This window comes from Pseudomonas sp. St386 (assembly GCF_018325865.1).
Taxonomy (GTDB): Bacteria; Pseudomonadota; Gammaproteobacteria; order Pseudomonadales; family Pseudomonadaceae; genus Aquipseudomonas; species Aquipseudomonas brassicacearum.
On the sequence record NZ_AP021900.1, the window covers coordinates 1663929 to 1682259 of the forward strand.

Genomic DNA, 18331 nt, shown 5'->3' on the forward strand with positions numbered 1-18331 from the left:
TACTTGCGCTCTATTTGAGGAGCGCTCCATGGTCGAAGATGTTGAACTGAATCGCCTCTACTGGCACAGCCGCCGCGGCATGCTTGAGCTGGACGTGTTGCTGGTGCCATTCGTCAAAGAGGTTTATCCCCATCTCAATGAAGTGGACCGCGCGTGTTATGTCCGCCTGCTCGAATGCGAGGATCAGGACATGTTCGGCTGGTTCATGGAGCGCAGCGAATCCGAAGACCCTGAGTTGCAGCGCATGGTCCGGATGATTCTGGACCGTGTCCAACCCAAGTAATCGCTTCGAATGCCGCTGGCAGGCCTCCGGGCAACTGCTGGCGGCCTATCTGCTGGCCCAGGTGTTCGCCCTGGGGTCGTTGTTCCTGTTGTCCGTCCCATCCTGGTTCGCGGCGCTTGGCGTCGTATTGTGCCTGGCCCATGGCGCCTGGGTGATCCCCCGACATCTATTGCTGACTCATCGCCGGGCCATTTCCCGGTTGCGTCGTAATGCCGCTGGCTGGCAACTCTGGAGTCGGGCCGACGGGTGGAGGGCTGTGCAGCTGCGCCCCGATAGCCTGGCGCTGCCGATGATCGTCGTGCTGCGCTTTCGCGTGCAGGGTGAACGGCGGGTCCGCTCGCTGTGTGTGCCGCGCGACGCGCTGGCGCCGGATATCCATCGGCGCCTGCGGGTACAGCTCAGGTTCAGTCGGCGTAGGTGGGCGGCACCAGGATAGTGTCCAGTGCCTCGGGCAGCAGGTTCGGGTAGTCCAGCGTGTAATGCAGCCCCCGGCTTTCCTTGCGCTCCATGGCCGAGCGAATCATCAGTTCGGCCACCTGGGCCAGGTTGCGCAACTCGATCAGGTCGCGGCTGACTTTGTAGTTGCTGTAGAACTCGTCGATTTCATCCAGCAGCAAGCGCACCCGATGTTGTGCCCGTTGCAGGCGCTTGTTGGTGCGCACGATGCCCACGTAGTCCCACATGAATCGCCGCAGTTCGTCCCAGTTGTGCGCGATGATCACGTCTTCGTCCGAATCGGTGACCTGGCTGGCGTCCCACGAGGGCAGGGCGGCAGGAACGGCAATCTGCGGCAATTGCGCCAGGATGTCTGCCGCCGCCGAGCGGGCGTAGACGAAGCATTCCAGCAGCGAGTTGCTGGCCATGCGGTTGGCGCCGTGCAGGCCGGTGAAGCTGGTTTCGCCAATGGCGTACAGGCCAGGCACGTCGGTACGGCCCTGTTGGTCGACCATCACACCGCCGCAGGTGTAATGCGCCGCCGGCACCACCGGGATCGGCTGCTTGGTGATGTCGATGGAAAACTCCAGGCAGCGTTCGTACACCGTCGGGAAGTGACTCTTGATGAACGCTTCGGGCTTGTGGCTGATGTCCAGGTAAACGCAATCGATACCCAGGCGCTTCATTTCGTGGTCGATGGCCCGGGCGACGATGTCGCGCGGTGCCAGTTCGGCGCGCGGATCGAAGCGCTGCATGAAGCGTTCGCCGTTGGGCAGCTTCAGGTGGGCACCTTCGCCACGCAAGGCTTCGGTGATCAGGAAACTCTTGGCCAGCGGGTGATAGAGGCAGGTGGGGTGGAACTGGTTGAACTCCAGGTTCGCCACCCGGCAACCCGAACGCCAGGCCATGGCGATGCCATCGCCGCAGGCGCCGTCGGGGTTGCTGGTATACAGATAGACTTTCGCTGCGCCGCCGGACGCCAGGATGACGAAACGCGCGCCGTAGGTGTCGACTTCACCGGTGCCGCGATTGAGCACGTAGGCACCGAGGCAGCGATCACCGTCCAGGCCCAGGCGTTTTTCGGTGATCAGGTCGACCGCGACGCGCTGTTCCAGCAGTTCGATGTTCGGCCGCAGTCGCGCCTGGGCGAGCAGGGTCTTGAAGATCGCGGCACCAGTGGCGTCGGCCGCATGGATGATGCGCCGATGGCTGTGACCGCCTTCGCGCGTCAGGTGGAACTCGAAACCGCCGTCTTCGGTGCCCGATTGTTCGTCACGGGTAAACGGTACACCCTGATCGATCAGCCACTGGATGGCTTCCCTGCTGTGTTCCACGGTGAAACGCACCGCTTTTGGATTGCAAAGGCCACCGCCGGCGTTGAGGGTGTCCTCGACATGGGATTCAATGGTGTCGGTATCGTCCAGCACGGCTGCGACACCGCCCTGGGCCCAGAAGGTCGAACCGTTGGCCAGGTCGCCCTTGCTCAGTACTGCAATGCGCAAATGCGCAGGCAAAGTCAGTGCAAGGCTCAATCCGGCGGCTCCGCTGCCGATTACCAGAACATCGTGTTGAAACTGTTGGCTCATTCGAATGGTTTCCGCTCAAGGCGACCCGGGTCGGGGTTGGCGCAAGACACCGCTTCAACGGGTCAGGCAGCCACGCAGCCCACTAGTATATAGAGGGGGGGATCGGCACAATAGCCGGGCATTCATGGCAATGTGAAACCAGCGTGACAGAAAAGCGACACGCTTCGTCGGATCGCCGTTTTTGGTACAACGTCGATAAGGCCGCCGTTTCGAGGACAGAACGCTGTTTATCTCGTCACGGTTGCCTGATATTCAGTGTACAGCGCTATAAATAGTGGGAACTTTTGCCAAGCGCCTACGTTCAATAGACGGTTGTCTGCAAAAGGGAGCAGCGTCGGGTTGGTGCAAGATTTCGATTGGAGTCTCTGCCGTCAGGCCCGGTGACAGATTATTCGCGCAGCCGGGGAATCTCCTGCTGCGTTTTTCGTGCGTGCCGAGATCAGAGCGCGCCGGAAACTTGCTTGGAAGGGGGAGAACTTTTGCGAAAAGCCCGAGTCTATGTTTGCAAGCCCGGTCAATTAGTAATGCAAGCCTCCTTCGAGCTTATCGAGGAGTGTTCATGCTAACCCAGGAAGAGGATCAGCAGCTGGTCGAGCGCGTCCAACGCGGCGACAAGCGAGCTTTCGATCTGCTAGTGCTTAAATACCAGCACAAAATTCTCGGGTTGATCGTGCGTTTCGTGCACGACACCCATGAAGCGCAGGATGTCGCTCAGGAAGCCTTCATCAAGGCCTACCGCGCACTTGGAAATTTTCGCGGGGACAGCGCGTTTTATACGTGGCTTTACCGCATCGCCATCAACACGGCGAAAAACTATCTGGTTTCACGCGGCCGTCGGCCGCCGGATAGCGATGTAAGTTCTGAAGATGCCGAGTTCTATGATGGCGATCATGGCCTCAAGGATCTCGAATCACCGGAACGTGCGTTGCTGCGGGATGAGATTGAAGGCACCGTCCATCGAACCATCCAGCAACTGCCCGAAGATTTGCGTACGGCTTTAACTTTACGTGAGTTCGACGGTCTGAGTTACGAAGACATTGCGAGCGTCATGCAATGTCCTGTAGGCACCGTGCGCTCCCGGATCTTCCGCGCCCGGGAGGCCATTGATAAAGCCCTGCAACCTTTGTTGCAGGAAAACTAGAGACAGCGGCGACAGCCAAGAGAGGAACGCCATGAGTCGTGAAGCCCTGCAGGAATCGCTGTCCGCAGTGATGGATAACGAAGCGGACGAACTGGAATTGCGTCGGGTATTGAATGCCTTCGACGATGTTGAAACCCGTGAGACCTGGGCTCGTTACCAGATCGCCCGGGCCGTGATGCACAAGGACTTGTTGCTTCCACGCCTGGACATCGCTGCGGCCGTTTCCGCTGCATTGGCTGACGAAGCCGTACCGGCAAAAGCTTCTCGCGGACCATGGCGCAGCCTGGGTCGCCTGGCAGTAGCCGCTTCGGTCACCGTGGCCGTACTGGCCGGTGTGCGCCTGTACAACCAGGATGAGATTGCTGGCGTGCAGATGGCGCAGCAGTCCAACCAGCCAGGCCTGAGCGCTCCACAGGTCAAGGGTCCAGCGGTACTGGCCGGCTACAGCGAAGGCTCGGAAACCGCAGGCCCAATGGTCAATGGTGTTCTGCAAGGCCAACCTGGCTGGCATGATCAGCGTCTGCCCAACTACCTGCGTCAGCATGCTCAGCAAGCTGCCCTGAAAGGTACTGAAAGCGCGCTGCCTTACGCCCGTGCAGCCAGCATGGAAAACCGTTAATTAAGGAAAACCATTGCGCGCCATACCTCTATTCATGCTTCTGCTTGGTGGCTGGTGTGCGATTCCAGCCCATGCCGATGAGGCTCAGGATTGGTTGAACCGCCTGAGTCAAGCCGAGCAGCAGCAGAGCTTCCAGGGCACTTTCGTTTACGAGCGCAACGGTAGTTTTTCTACCCATAACATCTGGCATCGCGTCCAGGATGGCAAAGTCCGCGAGCGGTTACTCCAGCTTGACGGCTCGGCACAGGAAGTCCTGCGCATTGATGGGCATACTCAATGCGTCAGTGGCTCCTTGATCGCAGGGCTGGGCAATACGCCTGACGGCACCTCACGTACGCTCGATCCGCAAAAACTGAAGAATTGGTATGACCTGGCCGTCATTGGCAAGTCGCGCGTGGCCGGGCGTCAAGCGGTCATTGTGGCGTTGACGCCCAAGGACCAGCATCGCTATGGCTTCGAGCTGCATCTGGACAAAGAGACCGGCTTGCCGCTCAAGTCCCTGTTGCTCAACGACAAGGGCCAGTTGCTCGAACGTTTCCAGTTCACCCGCTTGAATGTCGCCGCGCCGACAGACGGTGATCTGCAAGCCAGCGCCGAATGCAAGGCTGTCGCGCAGGATCCCGCCAAGGTCGTCGCGGTGAAAGCCGCCTGGCACTCGGACTGGCTTCCGCCTGGTTTCGAACTGTCCAGCAGTGTCGTGCGCAAGGACCCGGACACCCAGGTCCAGGTCAACAGCTTGATGTACGACGATGGCCTGGCGCGCTTCTCGGTGTTCCTGGAGCCGCTGAACGGTGCCAACGCCACCGATACCCGTACTCAGCTCGGCCCGACGGCTGCCGTCTCCCGCAGGCTCACGACGCCCCAGGGCGAAATGATGGTCACGGTGGTCGGCGAGATTCCTATAGGCACGGCGGAACGGATTGCGCTTTCCATGCGCTCCGACGTCACGGCGACTCAATAACCTGCTGGCTGCATGGGTGGTTCGATTGCGCGAGAGGCTGATGATGCCAGGGCTTGATCGAAATGCCGAAACTTCCTGTCAGTATTTTCATTTGCAAAAACTCAGCTTTTTTTCTATAGGTCAGAGCCGCTCGGCCCTGGCCTTGTCTGTTTCCGGAACAAAAATACCGGCGTATCTTTTCCTGGTATGCCTTGTTCCATATCGCTTAACCATGCTCGTCGTAACGGGAGCCGTATGTCGATACCACGCTTGAAAACCTATTTTTCTATCCTTGCCACCGTGCTTGTGCTCGGCCAGGCCGTTCCTGCCGTGGCGGTCGAGTTGCCCGACTTTACGCAATTGGTCGAGCAGGCTTCGCCCGCTGTAGTGAACATCAGCACGACCCAGAAGCTGCCGGATCGCCGCGTCTCGGACCAGCAGATGCCGGACCTGGAAGGTTTGCCGCCGATGCTGCGTGAGTTCTTCGAGCGTGGCATGCCGCAACAACCCCGTTCGCCCGGTGGCGGTCGCCAGCGCGAAGCGCAATCCCTGGGTTCGGGCTTCATCATTTCGCCTGATGGCTACATCCTGACCAACAACCATGTGATCGCCGATGCCGACGAAATCCTGGTACGCCTGGCCGATCGCAGCGAGCTCAAGGCCAAGCTGATCGGCACCGATCCACGTTCCGACGTGGCGCTGTTGAAAATCGAAGGCAAGGACCTGCCCGTGCTCAAGCTGGGCAAATCCCAGGACCTGAAAGCCGGCCAATGGGTCGTGGCCATCGGTTCGCCGTTCGGCTTCGACCACACCGTGACCCAGGGTATTGTCAGCGCCATCGGTCGCAGCCTGCCGAACGAAAACTACGTGCCGTTCATCCAGACCGACGTGCCGATCAACCCGGGTAACTCCGGTGGCCCGCTGTTCAACCTCGCGGGTGAAGTCGTCGGCATCAACTCCCAGATCTATACCCGTTCGGGCGGCTTCATGGGCGTGTCCTTCGCGATTCCGATCGACGTTGCCATGGACGTGTCCAACCAACTTAAAAGCGAAGGCAAGGTCAGCCGTGGCTGGTTGGGCGTGGTCATCCAGGAAGTGAACAAGGACCTGGCCGAGTCGTTCGGGCTGGAAAAACCGGCCGGTGCGCTGGTGGCGCAGATCCAGGAAGGTGGCCCGGCTGCCAAGGGCGGCCTGCAAGTGGGGGACGTGATCCTGAGCATGAATGGTCAGCCGATCGTTATGTCCGCCGACCTGCCGCACTTGGTGGGTGCCCTCAAGGCTGGTGCCAAGGCCAATCTGGAAGTGATTCGTGAGGGCAAGCGCAAGAACGTCGAATTGACCGTCGGCGCCATTCCTGAAGAAGGCAAGGAGTTGGATTCGCTGCCCAAGTCTGGCGTCGAGCGCAGCAGCAACCGTCTGGGTGTGGCTGTGGCCGAGCTGACCGAAGAGCAGAAGCGCACCCTGGAGCTTCAGGGCGGTGTGGTGATCAAGGAGGTGCAGGATGGTCCTGCCGCCCTGATCGGCCTTCAGCCGGGCGATATCATTACGCACCTGAACAACCAGGCCATCGGTTCCGCCAAGGAGTTCACCGACATCGCCAAGGCGTTGCCGAAGAATCGTTCGGTCTCGATGCGTGTCCTGCGCCAGGGACGTGCAAGCTTCATCACCTTCAAGCTGGCCGAATGACCGGTTAGCGGCTGAAAAAAACCGCCTCGAGAGAGGCGGTTTTTTATTGCCTGGCAAATACTCAGCCCATCATGTCCTTGACCATGCGTTCCTGCTCCATGAGTTCCCGCTGCCGGGCGTCGATGCGCGACGACAGGGGGAAATTGGTGCCGGCGCGCCGTTTGGCGAAGTCCAGCTGCTGAATGGCCTGACGGTAGTCGCCCACCAGTGCGAAGTACTCGGCACGAGCCTGATGCAGGCCGATGATGTTGCCCGACAGCCCGCGGGTCTCGGCCACCATGTACCAGACGTCCGGATCGTCCGGGCGGGTCTTGAGCAGGTTCTCCAGGGCCTTCTCGGCATCGGCGGGGCGGTTCTGCTTGAGCAGCAGGTCGACGCGTACCTGGTTGAGCGGATAGTTGCCCGGGTATTGGCTCAGCATCCGGTCGACGCGCGATTGAGCGTCGGCCAGTTTGTTGCTGGTGATGTCCAGGTCCACCTGGGCGAGGTTATAGATGATCTCGTTGGGCGATTTGGCCAGCAACGGCTTGAGGTTCTCCCGTGCTTCATTCAACTGGCCACCCTTGATCTGCGCGATCGCCAGGCCGTAGCGCGCCACGTCGTTCTTCGGATTCTCATCCAGCTGTGCCCGGAAACGCTTGGCGCCCAGGCCCGGGGTTTCTTCATAGATCAACTGGACCCGTGCGCGGATCAGTTGATAGCGCACACTGTCCTCGATGCCACCCTGCTTGGCCTGTTCGGCGCGGTTGCGGGTGTCGGCGATCCGGGATTCGGTCACCGGGTGAGTCAGCAGGAATTCCGGGGGCTTGGCGTCGAACCGGTATTGGCGCATCAGGCGTTCGAACATGGTCGGCATGGACCGCGGGTCGTAGCCGGCCTTTTCCAGGTTCTGGATGCCGATGCGGTCGGCTTCCTGTTCGTTCTGGCGCGAGAAACGCCGCTGTTCCTGGATGGCGGCGGCCTGGGTCCCGGCGATGGCCGCGATCCCGGCGTCACCGCCACCGGCGGCGGCAATCACGATGCCGGCCAGCAGTGCGGCCATCATTGGCACCTGCATGCGCTGCTGGGCTTCGACGCCGCGGGCGAAGTGGCGTTGTGACAAATGCGCCAGTTCGTGGGCCATGACCGAGGCGTATTCGCCTTCGGTCTGTGCATTGAGGAACAGGCCGCCGTTGACCCCGACGATTCCACCAGGTGCGGCGAAGGCGTTGAGCTGCGGGCTGTTGATCAGGATGAACTCCAGGCGTCGGTCGTTGACCTGGCTGGTTTCCACCAGTTTATAGACGCTGGATTCGACGTAGTCCTTGAGCTGTGGGTCGTTGAGCTGTGAAACCTGGCTGCGCAGCAGGGCCAGCCAGGCGCGGCCCAGTTGGTGCTCCTGTTCTGGCGAGACGATGGCAGAACTGGCGTCGCCAAGTGACGGCAGGTCGTCGGCGAAGCCCGGTGAGGCAAGCAGGCAAGCGAGCGTCAGCAGGGTGGGGCGCAGAAATGTCATGCACGAAGCCTTAGTCGACAAAGACCTTACTGTAGCCGGACACCGGGCCCGGGACCAGATATTCTAGGCCGCTCAACGATCTGCCGCGGAGTGAACCCATGACTGATGCTGTAGCCCACGATGCCGAACTGGACGCCAGCGGCCTGAACTGTCCGTTGCCGTTGCTCAAGGCCAAGCTGGAACTCAATCGCCTGGCCAGCGGCAGTGTGCTCAAGGTGATCGCCACGGATGCGGGCTCCCAGCGTGATTTTCGCACCTTCGCCCGATTGGCCGGTCATACGCTGCTGCGTGAAGAAGACGATAACGGCGTCTACCGTTACTGGCTGAAAAAGGCCTGAAAACCGACAGCGTCTCTTAAGGATTTTTAATGTTCAAAGTGTTACGCGACTGGATTCAGCGCTACTTCTCCGATGAAGAGGCTGTGGTCCTGGCAGTGCTGCTATTCCTGGCGTTTACCGCCGTGCTCACCCTGGGCGGCATGCTGGCGCCGGTGCTGGCGGGGATGGTGCTGGCGTACCTGATGCAAGGGTTGGTCACGACCCTGGAGCGCTTGCGGTTGCCGGGTGCGGTGGCGGTGGGCTTGGTGTTCGCCCTGTTCATGGGCTTGTTGTTGGTGTTCATAATCGTGATCGTGCCGCTGCTCTGGCACCAGTTGGTGACGCTCTTCAACGAGTTGCCGGGGATGCTTGCCAAATGGCAGTCCGTGCTGTTGCTGTTGCCCGAGCGTTATCCGCATCTGGTCTCCGACGAGCAGGTGTTGCAAGCCATTGAAGTCGTGCGCGGCCAGATCGGCAAGTTCGGCCAGTGGGCGCTGACGTTTTCGCTGTCCAGCCTGCCGCTTTTGGTCAATATCATGATCTACCTGGTACTGGTGCCGATCCTGGTGTTTTTCTTCCTCAAGGACCGGGAAATGATCGGCCGTTGGGTCCGTGGCTACCTGCCTCGTGAGCGGGCGCTGATTACCCGGGTGGCCCAGGAGATGAATCGCCAGATCGCCAACTACATTCGCGGCAAAGTCATCGAGATTTTTATCTGCGGTGGCGTGACCTACATCGGCTTCGTCGCCCTGGGACTCAATTACGCCGCCTTGCTGGCGCTGCTGGTGGGCATCTCAGTGGTGGTGCCTTATGTCGGCACCGTGGTGGTGACAGTGCCGGTGGCCTTGATTGCGCTGTTCCAGTGGGGTTGGAGCGATCAGTTCATCTATCTGATGGCGGTCTACGGGATCATCCAGACGCTGGACGGCAACGTGCTGGTCCCGCTGCTGTTCTCCGAGGCGGTGAACCTGCATCCGGTGGCGATCATCTGTGCGGTGCTGCTGTTTGGTGGGCTGTGGGGGTTCTGGGGGGTGTTCTTCGCGATTCCCCTGGCGACGCTGTTCAAGGCGGTGCTGGATGCGTGGCCGAGCAAGGAGCCGGTGGTGGCGCCGTTGTTGTAGTTTGAGTATGGGGTGGGGCTTATGGCCCCATCGTCGGAACGCCGCCCGGAGCAAGCTCGCTCCCACATTGGATTGAGGGTGTTAATCAAATCCCTGTGGGAGCGAGCTTGCTCGCGAAGGGGCCAGGACAGGCAGTGAAAGATTCAGGCCTTGTTGAGTGCCTGAGCCGCCGCCAACACCGCATCCACATGCCCCGGCACCTTCACGCCACGCCATTCCTGGCGCAGCACGCCGTTCTTGTCGATCAGGAATGTACTGCGATCAACGCCCAGGTATTCCTTGCCATAGAGCTTTTTCAGCTTGATCACGTCGAACAGCTGGCAGACGGCCTCGTCCTTGTCACTGATCAGCTCGAACGGGAACTCCTGTTTGCACTTGAAGTTCTCGTGGGACTTGAGGCTGTCCCGGGAGACGCCGAACACTTCGGTGTTGGCGGCCTGGAACTGTGCATACTGGTCCCGAAAACCCTGGCCTTCGGTGGTGCAGCCCGGGGTGCTGTCCTTGGGGTAGAAGTAGATCACCACCTGCTTGCCCTTGAGGGCGGCGAGGCTGACGGTCTGCCCGCTGGTGGCGGGTGCCTGGAAATCGGTAACCGGCTGGTCGACTGCAACGGCCATGAACGCTTCCTTACATTGGGTTTTGTGGGCGCCACGGTTCGATCAGGGCATCCAGGTTCATCGCATCGGCGAAATCCAGGAACTGATCGCGCAGCCAACTGATCTGGGTGCCGGCGGGCAGGGTCACGGTGAACGTGGCATTGAGCATGGTGCCGCCGGTCTGCGGGGCCTGGTAGGTGTCGCAGGTCAGGTTTTCCAGCTCGACGTGGTGGTCCATGAAGAACTGGCACAGCTCGTTGATGATGTCCGGACGGTAGGCCGAGCTCACATAGGCCACGTAGGGCAGGGCCTGGGGACGGTTCTCCAGCGCGGCGCTACGCACCACGTTGACGGTGAAGGCATGCTTCTTGGCCAGCACCGGCAGGCTGCCTTCCAGGCGAGCCAGGGCGTCCCAGCTGCCGGAGATCTCGAGCACGAGCGCACTGCATTCGCCATGACGGGTCAGGCGTGAGGTCACGACGGCGCAGCGATTTTCATGGCTGGCGCGGCACAGGACGTTAGTCAGCTCCATGGGGTTGGCGCCAAGGGCACTGATAACAAGGAATTGTTCGCGGACTGTGGGGGTGGACATGCAGCATTCCTAAAGCGATGAGCGGTCGGTACTTTTGCCGCTCGACACAGCGCCAGGCCCGGAAAAACGAACGGCTCAAGCCTTGTGCCCAGGGTTGCGCTGCATTCCGCGACAGCAGGAACGCACCAGGACAAACCCGGGATCGGGGCTTGCGGCGACGAAAACGGAGGCTGGAAACCGGCGTATGAGCTTGTCGGTACCGATCAAAGCCTGAAGGGTAGCGAAAACCATCGCCAAGGGGAATGGTAGTTCGCTTGTACAAGCATCTTGGCGCCAGTACCATTACCGCTCTCTTTTTCCGGCAGGAGCGGTTTCATGATTGCGGGCAGTATGGTGGCACTGGTCACACCCATGGATGCACAAGGGCATCTTGACTGGGCCAGCCTCAGCAAACTCGTGGACTTCCACCTTGAGAACGGCACCCATGCCATTGTCGCCGTCGGTACCACCGGCGAGTCGGCAACCCTCGACGTCAATGAGCACATCGAAGTCATCCGTGCCGTGGTCAAGCAGGTCAACGGTCGCATTCCCGTCATCGCCGGCACCGGCGCCAACTCGACCCGCGAAGCCGTCGAGCTGACCCGCAACGCCAAGGAAGCCGGTGCCGACGCCTGCCTGCTGGTCGTCCCGTACTACAACAGGCCGACCCAGGAAGGCTTGTACCAGCACTTCAAGCACATTGCCGAAGCCGTCGACATCCCGCAGATCCTCTATAACGTTCCCGGTCGTACCTCCTGCGACATGCTGGCCGAGACCGTGATCCGTCTGTCCACGGTGCCGAACATCATCGGTATCAAGGAAGCCACCGGCGACATGAAGCGCGCCAAGGCCATTCTCGATGGCGTGAGCAAGGACTTCATCGTGCTGTCTGGCGATGATCCGACAGCGGTCGAGCTGATCCTGATGGGCGGCAAGGGCAACATCTCCGTCACCGCCAACGTTGCCCCACGTGAAATGGCCGACCTGTGCGAGGCCGCGCTCAAGGGCGACGCCGAGACTGCACGGGCAATCAACGAAAAACTGATGCCGTTGCACAAGGACCTGTTCATCGAGGCCAACCCGATTCCGGTGAAGTGGGCCTTGGTTGAAATGGGCCTGATGCACGAAGGCATCCGCCTGCCACTGACCTGGCTGAGCGCCCCCTGTCAAGAACCGCTGCGGCAGGCCATGCGCCAGTCCGGCGTCCTGGTTTAATTGAGGAAGTACAACGCATGAAGCGAATGGCCGGACTTTCCGCACTTGCCTTGATTATCTCCAGCACCAGCGGCTGCGGATGGATCTGGGGACCGGAAGGTTACTTCCGCGACCGTGGTAGCGATTACCTGCAGGCGCAACAGACTGCACCGATGCAAATGCCGCAAGACGTCAACGTTGCCAAGCGTCTGGATCCGCTGCTGCCGATCCCGCGCAACGTAGCCGACGACAGCGTCAAGGGCGAATACATCGTCCCACGTCCACAGCCGCTGTCGGCCGTGGCCGATGCCAGCGACTACACCCTGCAGAAGAGTGGCGACTCCAGCTGGGTCATGGGCCAGCATCCACCGGCCGAAGTCTGGCCTGTGGCGATCCAGTTCTTCCAGGACAACGGTTTCCGCCTGGACGAACAGCGCCCGCAAACTGGCGAGTTCACCACCACCTGGCAGCGTTCGGATGAACTGTCCGCCAGCATGGCCAAGCGCATGAGCGCCGCCGGTGTCGCGGCCGACAGCGAAACCCGCGTGCGGGTGCGTATCGAGCCGGGCGTGCAGCGCAACACCAGTGAAGTCTATGTGGTCAGCGCCGAGCGACCTGCCGGCAGCACCGCCGACGTGGCCTTCACCAACCGTTCGGTCAATACCGGCCTCGACGCTGCACTGGTGGACGACATGCTTGCCAGCATGAGTCGTACCGCGGAGCAGGGCGGTTCGGTCTCGATGCTGGCGTCCAAGGAGTTCGATGCGCCGAGCCGCGTCAGCCTGAGCGAAGACGGCAGCGGCAACCCGGTGCTCAACGTCGGCTCCGACCTGGACCGTGCCTGGTCGAGCGTTGGCCGTGCGCTGGAGCAGGGCGAATGGCGCGTTGAAGACATCAACCGCAGCCTGGGCCTGTACTACATCAACCTCGCTGAAAAGGCCGAGAAGAAAGACGAGAAGCCTGGCTTCTTCAGTGGCCTGTTCGGCAGCAAGCCGGACAAGGAAGAAATCGAAGCCCGCGCCGAGCGTTACCAGGTTCGCCTGAGCAAGGTCGGCGACAGCGTCCAGGTCACCGTCGAGAAGAACATCAACACCGTGGCGCCGGCCGATGTGGCCCGCAAGGTGTTGAGCGTGATTCAGGACAACCTGGGCTGATCCGATGCGTTTTGCCGTTCTCGGCAGCGGTAGCCAGGGGAACGGCACGCTGGTAGCCAGCGCCAGCACGTATGTGTTGGTCGATTGTGGGTTCTCCCTGCGGGAAACCGAGAAGCGCCTGTTGCGCCTGGGTGTGCACCCGGCGCAATTGAGCGCGATACTCGTGACCCACGAACATGCCGACCACGTGCATGGCGTGGGTTTGCTGTCTCGGCGCTACAATCTGCCGGTGTACCTGAGCCGTGGGACACTGGAAGGCCTGCGCAAGCCCATCGAGCCGGCCGGGTTCGTGGCCGGTGGCGAGCAACTGCGCATCGGTTGCCTGGATATCAGCGTGGTCAGCGTGGCGCACGATGCCCGGGAACCGACGCAATATGTGTTCAGTGACGGCGAGCGGCGCTTTGGGCTGCTGACCGACCTGGGGTCGTATTGCGACAGGGTGATGGACAGTTACCGGGACCTCGATGCGTTGATGATCGAGTCCAACCACTGCCGCGACATGTTGGCGCGTGGTTACTACCCGTACTTCCTCAAGCAGCGGGTAGGCGGGGAACACGGACATTTGAACAACCACCAGGCAGCGTTCCTGGTGGCCGAGTTGGGCTGGCAAGGCCTGCAACACCTGGTCCTGGCCCATCTGAGCAGCAAGAACAACCTGCCGCAGCTGGCCCGGCAATGTTTTGTCGACACCCTCGGGTGCGACCCGGACTGGCTGCAACTGGCCGATCAAGATTCAGGGCTCGACTGGCGACATATCGCCTAGCCCACTACTTAGCAAGCGGAGCCCATCATGGAAAAACGTGAAGAACTCTACCGCGGCAAAGCCAAGTCGGTTTACAAGACCGACGACGCTGACCGCTTGATCCTGCTGTTTCGCAACGACACCTCGGCGTTCGACGGCAAGCGCATCGAACAGTTGGACCGCAAAGGCATGGTGAACAACAAGTTCAACGCCTTCATCATGCAGAAACTCGAAGCCGCCGGCGTGCCGACCCAGTTCGACAAGCTGCTGGGCGACAACGAATGCCTGGTCAAGAAGCTGGACATGATCCCGGTCGAATGCGTCGTGCGTAACTACGCCGCCGGCAGCCTGGTCAAACGCCTGGGCGTGGAAGAGGGCTTGAAGCTCAACCCTTACACCTTCGAACTGTTCCTGAAGGACGACGCCAAGGGCGACCCGTTCATCAACGAATCCCACGTCGTGGCATTCGGTTGGGGCACCACCGAGCAACTGGCCCGCATGAAGGAATTGTCCCTCAAGGTCAACGAAGTGCTGACCAAGCTGTTCGACGACGCCGGCCTGCTGCTGGTGGACTTCAAGCTTGAATTCGGTGTGTTCAGTGACGGCTCCATCGTCCTGGGCGACGAATTCAGCCCGGACGGCTGCCGCCTCTGGGACAAGGACACCAAGAAGAAGATGGACAAGGACCGCTTCCGCCAGGGCCTCGGTGACGTCATCGAAGCCTACGAAGAAGTCGCCCAGCGTCTGGGTGTGCCGCTGTAATCGACGCAAGCATCTGATAGCACGGAAAAAATTTCGCTCGGGGGTTCGCTTCCGGCGAATGTGCTGGTATGATGCGCGCCACTGGAGAGATGCCGGAGTGGCCGAACGGGACGGATTCGAAATCCGTTGTACTGGCGACAGTACCTAGGGTTCAAATCCCTATCTCTCCGCCATTATTGTGCATGACTAAGCCCCTGAAATGGTTGAACATTTCAGGGGCTTTTTCGTTTCTGGCGTTTCGTTTGGTTTTTTGGGGGGGCATAACGGAAGCCCATAGCTGCTCAGGGAACTGTGCCAGCCAAATGTGAAATGGAGGCTTGATCCCGTTACGAGATCAAGGTCTTGCATCGTTTGTATTAAAAAACGTAAGGCATCCCCATGCCAAACTCCAACGGGGTAAACTCGGTCAGCGCACGTGCATAACGCCCCACTCCGCAGGAGAATCCGTGAAACTCAGTCATCTATCTTTGCGCGATTACCGCTGTTTTGATGCGCTCGAAATCGATTTTCAGCCGGACCTTACCGTTTTGGTCGCGGCCAACGGTGCAGGCAAAACGTCGATTCTCGACGCTATCGCGATAGCGTTTGGGCCTTACGTTGGTGCCTTTGATGAGGCCGTGGGCAAGCACTTTGAGCCTAGTGATATTCGCCAGTTTCGAGCGAGAGCCACGCTTACCCATGAGATGGAGTACGCCTCCAAGGGAGTCAGACTTGAAGCGAAGGGTGTGATCCCTGGCAGCATCGCGGAGCAACTTGGTGATTTACCCTCCGTCTGGCGTCGAAGCCTCGCAGGTCCGACCAAAACCAAGACGTCGGTCAAAGACGCCAAGGAGTTGAGAGATTACGGCAAGCGTATGCAGGAAGCTGTTCGTACGCCTGGCAGCGATGTGATCTTGCCTCTGCTCGCTTACTATGGCACTGGCCGTTTGTGGCAACAAAAAAATCAGAAGAAGCAGTCGTGGTCCGAGAAAATTGTACGGACGTCTCGTACTGTGGGGTATACCGACTGCCTGGACCCTGCCTCCAAATACAAAGCATTCGTGGAGTGGTTTCGGTACTGGAACTTCAATGCCAAAGAGCTACGCATCAAGGCTCTGGAGTCGGGGGAGACGGCTGGTGTAAGTGAGTTTGATGGGTATATCAAATCAGTCGGTACAGCCGTTAACGCGTGCCTCGAACCCGCCGGTTGGAAGAATATCGAGTACTCGTTCTCACGTGATGCTCTAGTTGCCCACCATGAAGAGTTCGGTGAACTTCCTGTTGAGCTCTTGAGTGATGGTATTCGTAATATGATTGGCATGGTTGCAGATATTGGATTTCGGGCAACCAAACTCAACGGCCATCTAGGACCACACGCTGCGAAATCTACGCCGGGAATTGTGCTCATTGATGAGGTGGATATGCACCTTCATCCTCGATGGCAGCAAACGATTCTTACGCAGCTTAGAGATGCATTTCCCAAGCTTCAGTTCATCGTGACCACTCACAGCCCACAGGTCTTAACGACCGTACCTTCCGAGTGCATTCGTATCCTTCGGGGGAATACGGTTTATTCAGCTCCACCTGGAACGGAGGGGGCGGAACCAGAGCGAATGCTCAAGCAGGTGCTGGGGCTGGAGGAGGTGCGTCCGCCTGATAACCTAGCTACACAAGAGTTAAAGGAATACTTAGCGCTAGTTGACCGGGATCAGTGGAGTAGTGCGCGGGCAAAAACGCTACGCGAACGATTGGATCGGCGCTACCAAGGGCAGGAACCTGCGTTGCTAGATGCAGATTTGCAAATTGAAAACCGTAAATGGGAGTTGGGCGATTGAAGCGGGTGGCAGGGACAGCCGAACCTGATGAACTAAAAAACTATCGTGAGGCCAATCCAACGTGTGGTTGGGAGGCGATGCGCCAGGATGCACACGGGCGTGCGGTCTATGACGTGATTCGCCCACGGCTGATCGAAGGGCAAGGAGGTATTTGCGCCTTCTGTGAAATCGAGATAAATAATGATGATCCGACGCACTGCCGCGTCGAGCATTTTCATCCTAAGTCAGACAGAGCGACACCTCATAACTGGGCGCTGGATTGGAACAACATGATCGCTGTCTGCATGGGAGGGTCACAACGACACCACGCCGAACCATATACGAAGGAGCCTTTACCTGAGAATCTCAGCTGCGATGCGCATAAGGATAAAATGATCCAGAGCCATCGATTAGAGGAGCGCTGCGAGGGATGGATTGTCAATCCGCTAGCTTTACCGGCTTTCCCCAGGCTTTTTTTCTTGGAAAAAAGTACCGGAGAATTATTGGCGGATGAGGCCTGTTGCGCGGAAGTCAGCCTGGAGGGGAATAAACATCCCACTACCCAGGCGCTGGTAGAGCACACGATCAGCATGCTGAATCTAAATTGTGATCGTTTGTGTGAAGCTCGGAAGCGCATACTTTGGCATATCGAGCGTAACAAAAAGCAGCTGCGCGATGCTGCGAAAACACCCCAGCAAGGTATGGATGAGTTGGCTCACCGTTTTTTACGTCAACGGTGGCCGAGCTTCTTCACTACTATCCGTTTCTGCTTGGGGGCAGCAGCGGAACAATATCTACAAAACAACGGGTATCGCGGGTAATAGTATTATCCGTGCGACAAAAGCACTTCATTGTCTAACTGCATGACAGTAGGGCCCGGAAGGTTTCCACCAAGGGTGGCGTTGCCGACGTTGATGCGGATGGTCACCAGCCATGCTGCTCCGGCGTATGCGGGCATGAACGCTGGCATGGTCAATTCGACGCTGCAGGTCGGTAACGCACTCAGCTTCGAGGTAATTGGGTGGGGGCTTCTACACGATCCTCGACGCAAGCATCGATCCGATCGCGATCACCCGTGATACATATCGCTCAGATTGAGCTTTTCATCTCTGCCAAAGATAGCCGGAAGTTTGTCGCACACTTTGTAGTTATAAAAGTGTGCGGCAATATTTTTCCAGTTCTGTGTTTCCTCAAAAAAGTGCGGACATTTTAACGGCTGGCATCCACGCTTACTTTGTAATAGGAAGCTCGCCAGTGATTACAAATTTATCGAACACTTTCTGACCATCACGTGCAGCTTGTCGAACGTCAAGAAATGTCAGCTCTTCGTGAGTGACTTTTCTGCGCGCTTTCTCGACTTTTTTTGTGGTAGCTATCGGAGCCTCCGAGGTGTGTATTTATGCTGATTGGTTATGTGACTAATCGAGTCCGGGTAACCCGGAGGGTTTCGGTGTCATCGAACCATGTTCGTTTGACGAAATGAGCTCCTAGGGTCAACGCCAATCAGTTAAGCAGCAAAGCTTTGCTCCCACAGACTTTATCTCTAGCTGACAAGTATTATCCCTAGGCAGGTTCCGCATCCAAGCGTCGCGCTATGACATCGAGCACGTCGCAGCCATCTCTCAAGGGAATGCAGCACAGCTGTGCAAAGTCCTGGAGGACCACTGAGTCACTCGGAATGTCCCCCCGCATGGCGAGGTTCTCTAAAAGCTGAGTGACCGCGCGAATTCTATAGCCTGCCGTGTCAAGCAAGATGTGCAAAGGCGCAGAAGTATCGACGAAGAGGGGTTGATCGTCGGCATTACTGGTAAGAGCCATGTATCTATTCATTTTTAAATTCCATTTGATTAAGGACCTTCTTAGTCGTCGCCAAACGAATAAGGTGGTAGCTATACG

Annotated in this window: 19 protein-coding genes and 1 tRNA gene; 15 read left to right on the top strand and 5 right to left on the bottom strand. The window is 58.9% G+C overall.

The annotated features are described in order from the left end of the window. Positions 1–28: 28 nt before the first annotated feature. Both KI235_RS07350 and KI235_RS07355 read left to right on the top strand, forming a co-directional pair. A complete protein-coding gene (locus KI235_RS07350) occupies positions 29–283 on the top strand; it encodes a succinate dehydrogenase assembly factor 2 (protein WP_003184348.1) in 255 nt (84 codons plus the stop codon). After that, a complete protein-coding gene (locus tag KI235_RS07355; RefSeq protein WP_003198789.1) occupies positions 267–719 on the top strand; it encodes a protein YgfX in 453 nt (150 codons plus the stop codon). The genes KI235_RS07350 and KI235_RS07355 overlap by 17 nt, the downstream gene beginning before the upstream one ends. Here the strand turns inward: KI235_RS07355 and nadB are convergent. After that, positions 688–2304 (bottom strand): L-aspartate oxidase, encoded by a 1617-nt coding sequence (gene nadB / locus KI235_RS07360; protein ID WP_003198791.1) that lies wholly within the window; start codon positions 2302–2304, stop codon positions 688–690. The genes KI235_RS07355 and nadB overlap by 32 nt on opposite strands. A 559-nt stretch (positions 2305–2863) precedes the next feature. Here nadB and rpoE point away from each other — a divergent pair. The 4 genes from rpoE to KI235_RS07380 all read left to right on the top strand — a co-directional run bounded on the left by rpoE (position 2864) and on the right by KI235_RS07380 (position 6690). After that, the gene (rpoE, locus tag KI235_RS07365) at positions 2864–3445 is read left to right on the top strand and encodes an RNA polymerase sigma factor RpoE (RefSeq protein WP_003172477.1); all 582 of its coding nucleotides are present in this window, start codon (positions 2864–2866) and stop codon (positions 3443–3445) included. A 31-nt stretch (positions 3446–3476) separates the two neighbouring features. Next, entirely contained in the window at positions 3477–4064 is a 588-nt protein-coding gene (locus KI235_RS07370; RefSeq protein WP_003198793.1) for an RseA family anti-sigma factor, read from the top strand. A 13-nt stretch (positions 4065–4077) separates the two neighbouring features. Further along, complete coding sequence (locus tag KI235_RS07375) at positions 4078–5025, top strand: MucB/RseB C-terminal domain-containing protein (RefSeq protein ID WP_003198795.1); 948 nt, start codon at positions 4078–4080, stop codon at positions 5023–5025. A 234-nt stretch (positions 5026–5259) separates the two neighbouring features. Further along, positions 5260–6690 carry a DegQ family serine endoprotease gene (locus KI235_RS07380; protein ID WP_003198797.1) on the top strand — a complete coding sequence of 477 codons (1431 nt, stop codon included), beginning with the start codon at positions 5260–5262 and terminating at the stop codon, positions 6688–6690. Between the two features lie 61 nt (positions 6691–6751). Here KI235_RS07380 and KI235_RS07385 read toward each other — a convergent pair whose 3' ends face one another. Further along, the gene (locus tag KI235_RS07385; protein WP_027911673.1) at positions 6752–8185 is read right to left on the bottom strand and encodes a M48 family metalloprotease; all 1434 of its coding nucleotides are present in this window, start codon (positions 8183–8185) and stop codon (positions 6752–6754) included. A 98-nt stretch (positions 8186–8283) separates the two neighbouring features. On the opposite strand from KI235_RS07385, the gene KI235_RS07390 reads away from it, so the two are divergent. Both KI235_RS07390 and KI235_RS07395 read left to right on the top strand, forming a co-directional pair. Continuing rightward, positions 8284–8523, top strand: a complete 240-nt coding sequence (locus tag KI235_RS07390) for a sulfurtransferase TusA family protein (RefSeq protein WP_014337032.1) — start codon at positions 8284–8286, stop codon at positions 8521–8523. A gap of 29 nt (positions 8524–8552) precedes the next feature. Next, positions 8553–9623, top strand: a complete 1071-nt coding sequence (locus KI235_RS07395) for an AI-2E family transporter (RefSeq protein ID WP_014337033.1) — start codon at positions 8553–8555, stop codon at positions 9621–9623. Between the two features lie 143 nt (positions 9624–9766). Here the strand turns inward: KI235_RS07395 and KI235_RS07400 are convergent, their stop codons facing one another. Next, on the bottom strand, positions 9767–10240 hold the full coding sequence (locus tag KI235_RS07400) for a peroxiredoxin (RefSeq protein ID WP_003198804.1): 474 nt from the start codon (positions 10238–10240) through the stop codon (positions 9767–9769). 10 nt (positions 10241–10250) lie between these two features. After that, a complete protein-coding gene (locus KI235_RS07405; protein ID WP_003184325.1) occupies positions 10251–10811 on the bottom strand; it encodes a glycine cleavage system protein R in 561 nt (186 codons plus the stop codon). Positions 10812–11126: 315 nt separating this feature from the next. Between KI235_RS07405 and dapA the strand changes: the two genes are divergently transcribed. The 7 genes from dapA to KI235_RS07440 all read left to right on the top strand — a co-directional run bounded on the left by dapA (position 11127) and on the right by KI235_RS07440 (position 17256). Further along, positions 11127–12005, top strand: coding sequence for a 4-hydroxy-tetrahydrodipicolinate synthase (gene dapA, locus KI235_RS07410; protein ID WP_212795611.1), 879 nt, complete (start codon positions 11127–11129; stop codon positions 12003–12005). Positions 12006–12022: 17 nt separating this feature from the next. Then, the gene (bamC, locus tag KI235_RS07415; protein WP_003198809.1) at positions 12023–13138 is read left to right on the top strand and encodes an outer membrane protein assembly factor BamC; all 1116 of its coding nucleotides are present in this window, start codon (positions 12023–12025) and stop codon (positions 13136–13138) included. Positions 13139–13142: 4 nt separating this feature from the next. Continuing rightward, on the top strand, positions 13143–13901 hold the full coding sequence (locus tag KI235_RS07420) for an MBL fold metallo-hydrolase (protein ID WP_212795612.1): 759 nt from the start codon (positions 13143–13145) through the stop codon (positions 13899–13901). A 27-nt stretch (positions 13902–13928) separates the two neighbouring features. Next, positions 13929–14642, top strand: coding sequence for a phosphoribosylaminoimidazolesuccinocarboxamide synthase (purC, locus tag KI235_RS07425; RefSeq protein ID WP_003198813.1), 714 nt, complete (start codon positions 13929–13931; stop codon positions 14640–14642). 83 nt (positions 14643–14725) lie between these two features. Further along, positions 14726–14815: transfer RNA gene (locus KI235_RS07430), tRNA-Ser, on the top strand. A gap of 273 nt (positions 14816–15088) precedes the next feature. Then, positions 15089–16456 carry an AAA family ATPase gene (locus tag KI235_RS07435; protein ID WP_212795613.1) on the top strand — a complete coding sequence of 456 codons (1368 nt, stop codon included), beginning with the start codon at positions 15089–15091 and terminating at the stop codon, positions 16454–16456. 5 nt (positions 16457–16461) lie between these two features. Further along, complete coding sequence (locus tag KI235_RS07440; protein WP_244864311.1) at positions 16462–17256, top strand: retron system putative HNH endonuclease; 795 nt, start codon at positions 16462–16464, stop codon at positions 17254–17256. Positions 17257–17998: 742 nt separating this feature from the next. Here KI235_RS07440 and KI235_RS30350 read toward each other — a convergent pair. After that, positions 17999–18265: a hypothetical protein gene (locus KI235_RS30350; RefSeq protein WP_013692484.1), complete on the bottom strand. Its 267-nt coding sequence runs from the start codon at positions 18263–18265 to the stop codon at positions 17999–18001. Positions 18266–18331 lie beyond the last annotated feature (66 nt).

Coding starts and splice junctions, on each gene's coding strand:
- KI235_RS07350 (WP_003184348.1), top strand. CDS start 29: ATGGTCGAAGATGTTGAACTGAATCGCCTCTACTGGCACAGCCGCCGC.
- nadB (WP_003198791.1), bottom strand. CDS start 2,304: ATGAGCCAACAGTTTCAACACGATGTTCTGGTAATCGGCAGCGGAGCC.
- rpoE (WP_003172477.1), top strand. CDS start 2,864: ATGCTAACCCAGGAAGAGGATCAGCAGCTGGTCGAGCGCGTCCAACGC.
- KI235_RS07370 (WP_003198793.1), top strand. CDS start 3,477: ATGAGTCGTGAAGCCCTGCAGGAATCGCTGTCCGCAGTGATGGATAAC.
- KI235_RS07380 (WP_003198797.1), top strand. CDS start 5,260: ATGTCGATACCACGCTTGAAAACCTATTTTTCTATCCTTGCCACCGTG.
- KI235_RS07385 (WP_027911673.1), bottom strand. CDS start 8,185: ATGACATTTCTGCGCCCCACCCTGCTGACGCTCGCTTGCCTGCTTGCC.
- KI235_RS07390 (WP_014337032.1), top strand. CDS start 8,284: ATGACTGATGCTGTAGCCCACGATGCCGAACTGGACGCCAGCGGCCTG.
- KI235_RS07395 (WP_014337033.1), top strand. CDS start 8,553: ATGTTCAAAGTGTTACGCGACTGGATTCAGCGCTACTTCTCCGATGAA.
- KI235_RS07400 (WP_003198804.1), bottom strand. CDS start 10,240: ATGGCCGTTGCAGTCGACCAGCCGGTTACCGATTTCCAGGCACCCGCC.
- KI235_RS07405 (WP_003184325.1), bottom strand. CDS start 10,811: ATGTCCACCCCCACAGTCCGCGAACAATTCCTTGTTATCAGTGCCCTT.
- dapA (WP_212795611.1), top strand. CDS start 11,127: ATGATTGCGGGCAGTATGGTGGCACTGGTCACACCCATGGATGCACAA.
- bamC (WP_003198809.1), top strand. CDS start 12,023: ATGAAGCGAATGGCCGGACTTTCCGCACTTGCCTTGATTATCTCCAGC.
- KI235_RS07420 (WP_212795612.1), top strand. CDS start 13,143: ATGCGTTTTGCCGTTCTCGGCAGCGGTAGCCAGGGGAACGGCACGCTG.
- purC (WP_003198813.1), top strand. CDS start 13,929: ATGGAAAAACGTGAAGAACTCTACCGCGGCAAAGCCAAGTCGGTTTAC.
- KI235_RS30350 (WP_013692484.1), bottom strand. CDS start 18,265: ATGAATAGATACATGGCTCTTACCAGTAATGCCGACGATCAACCCCTC.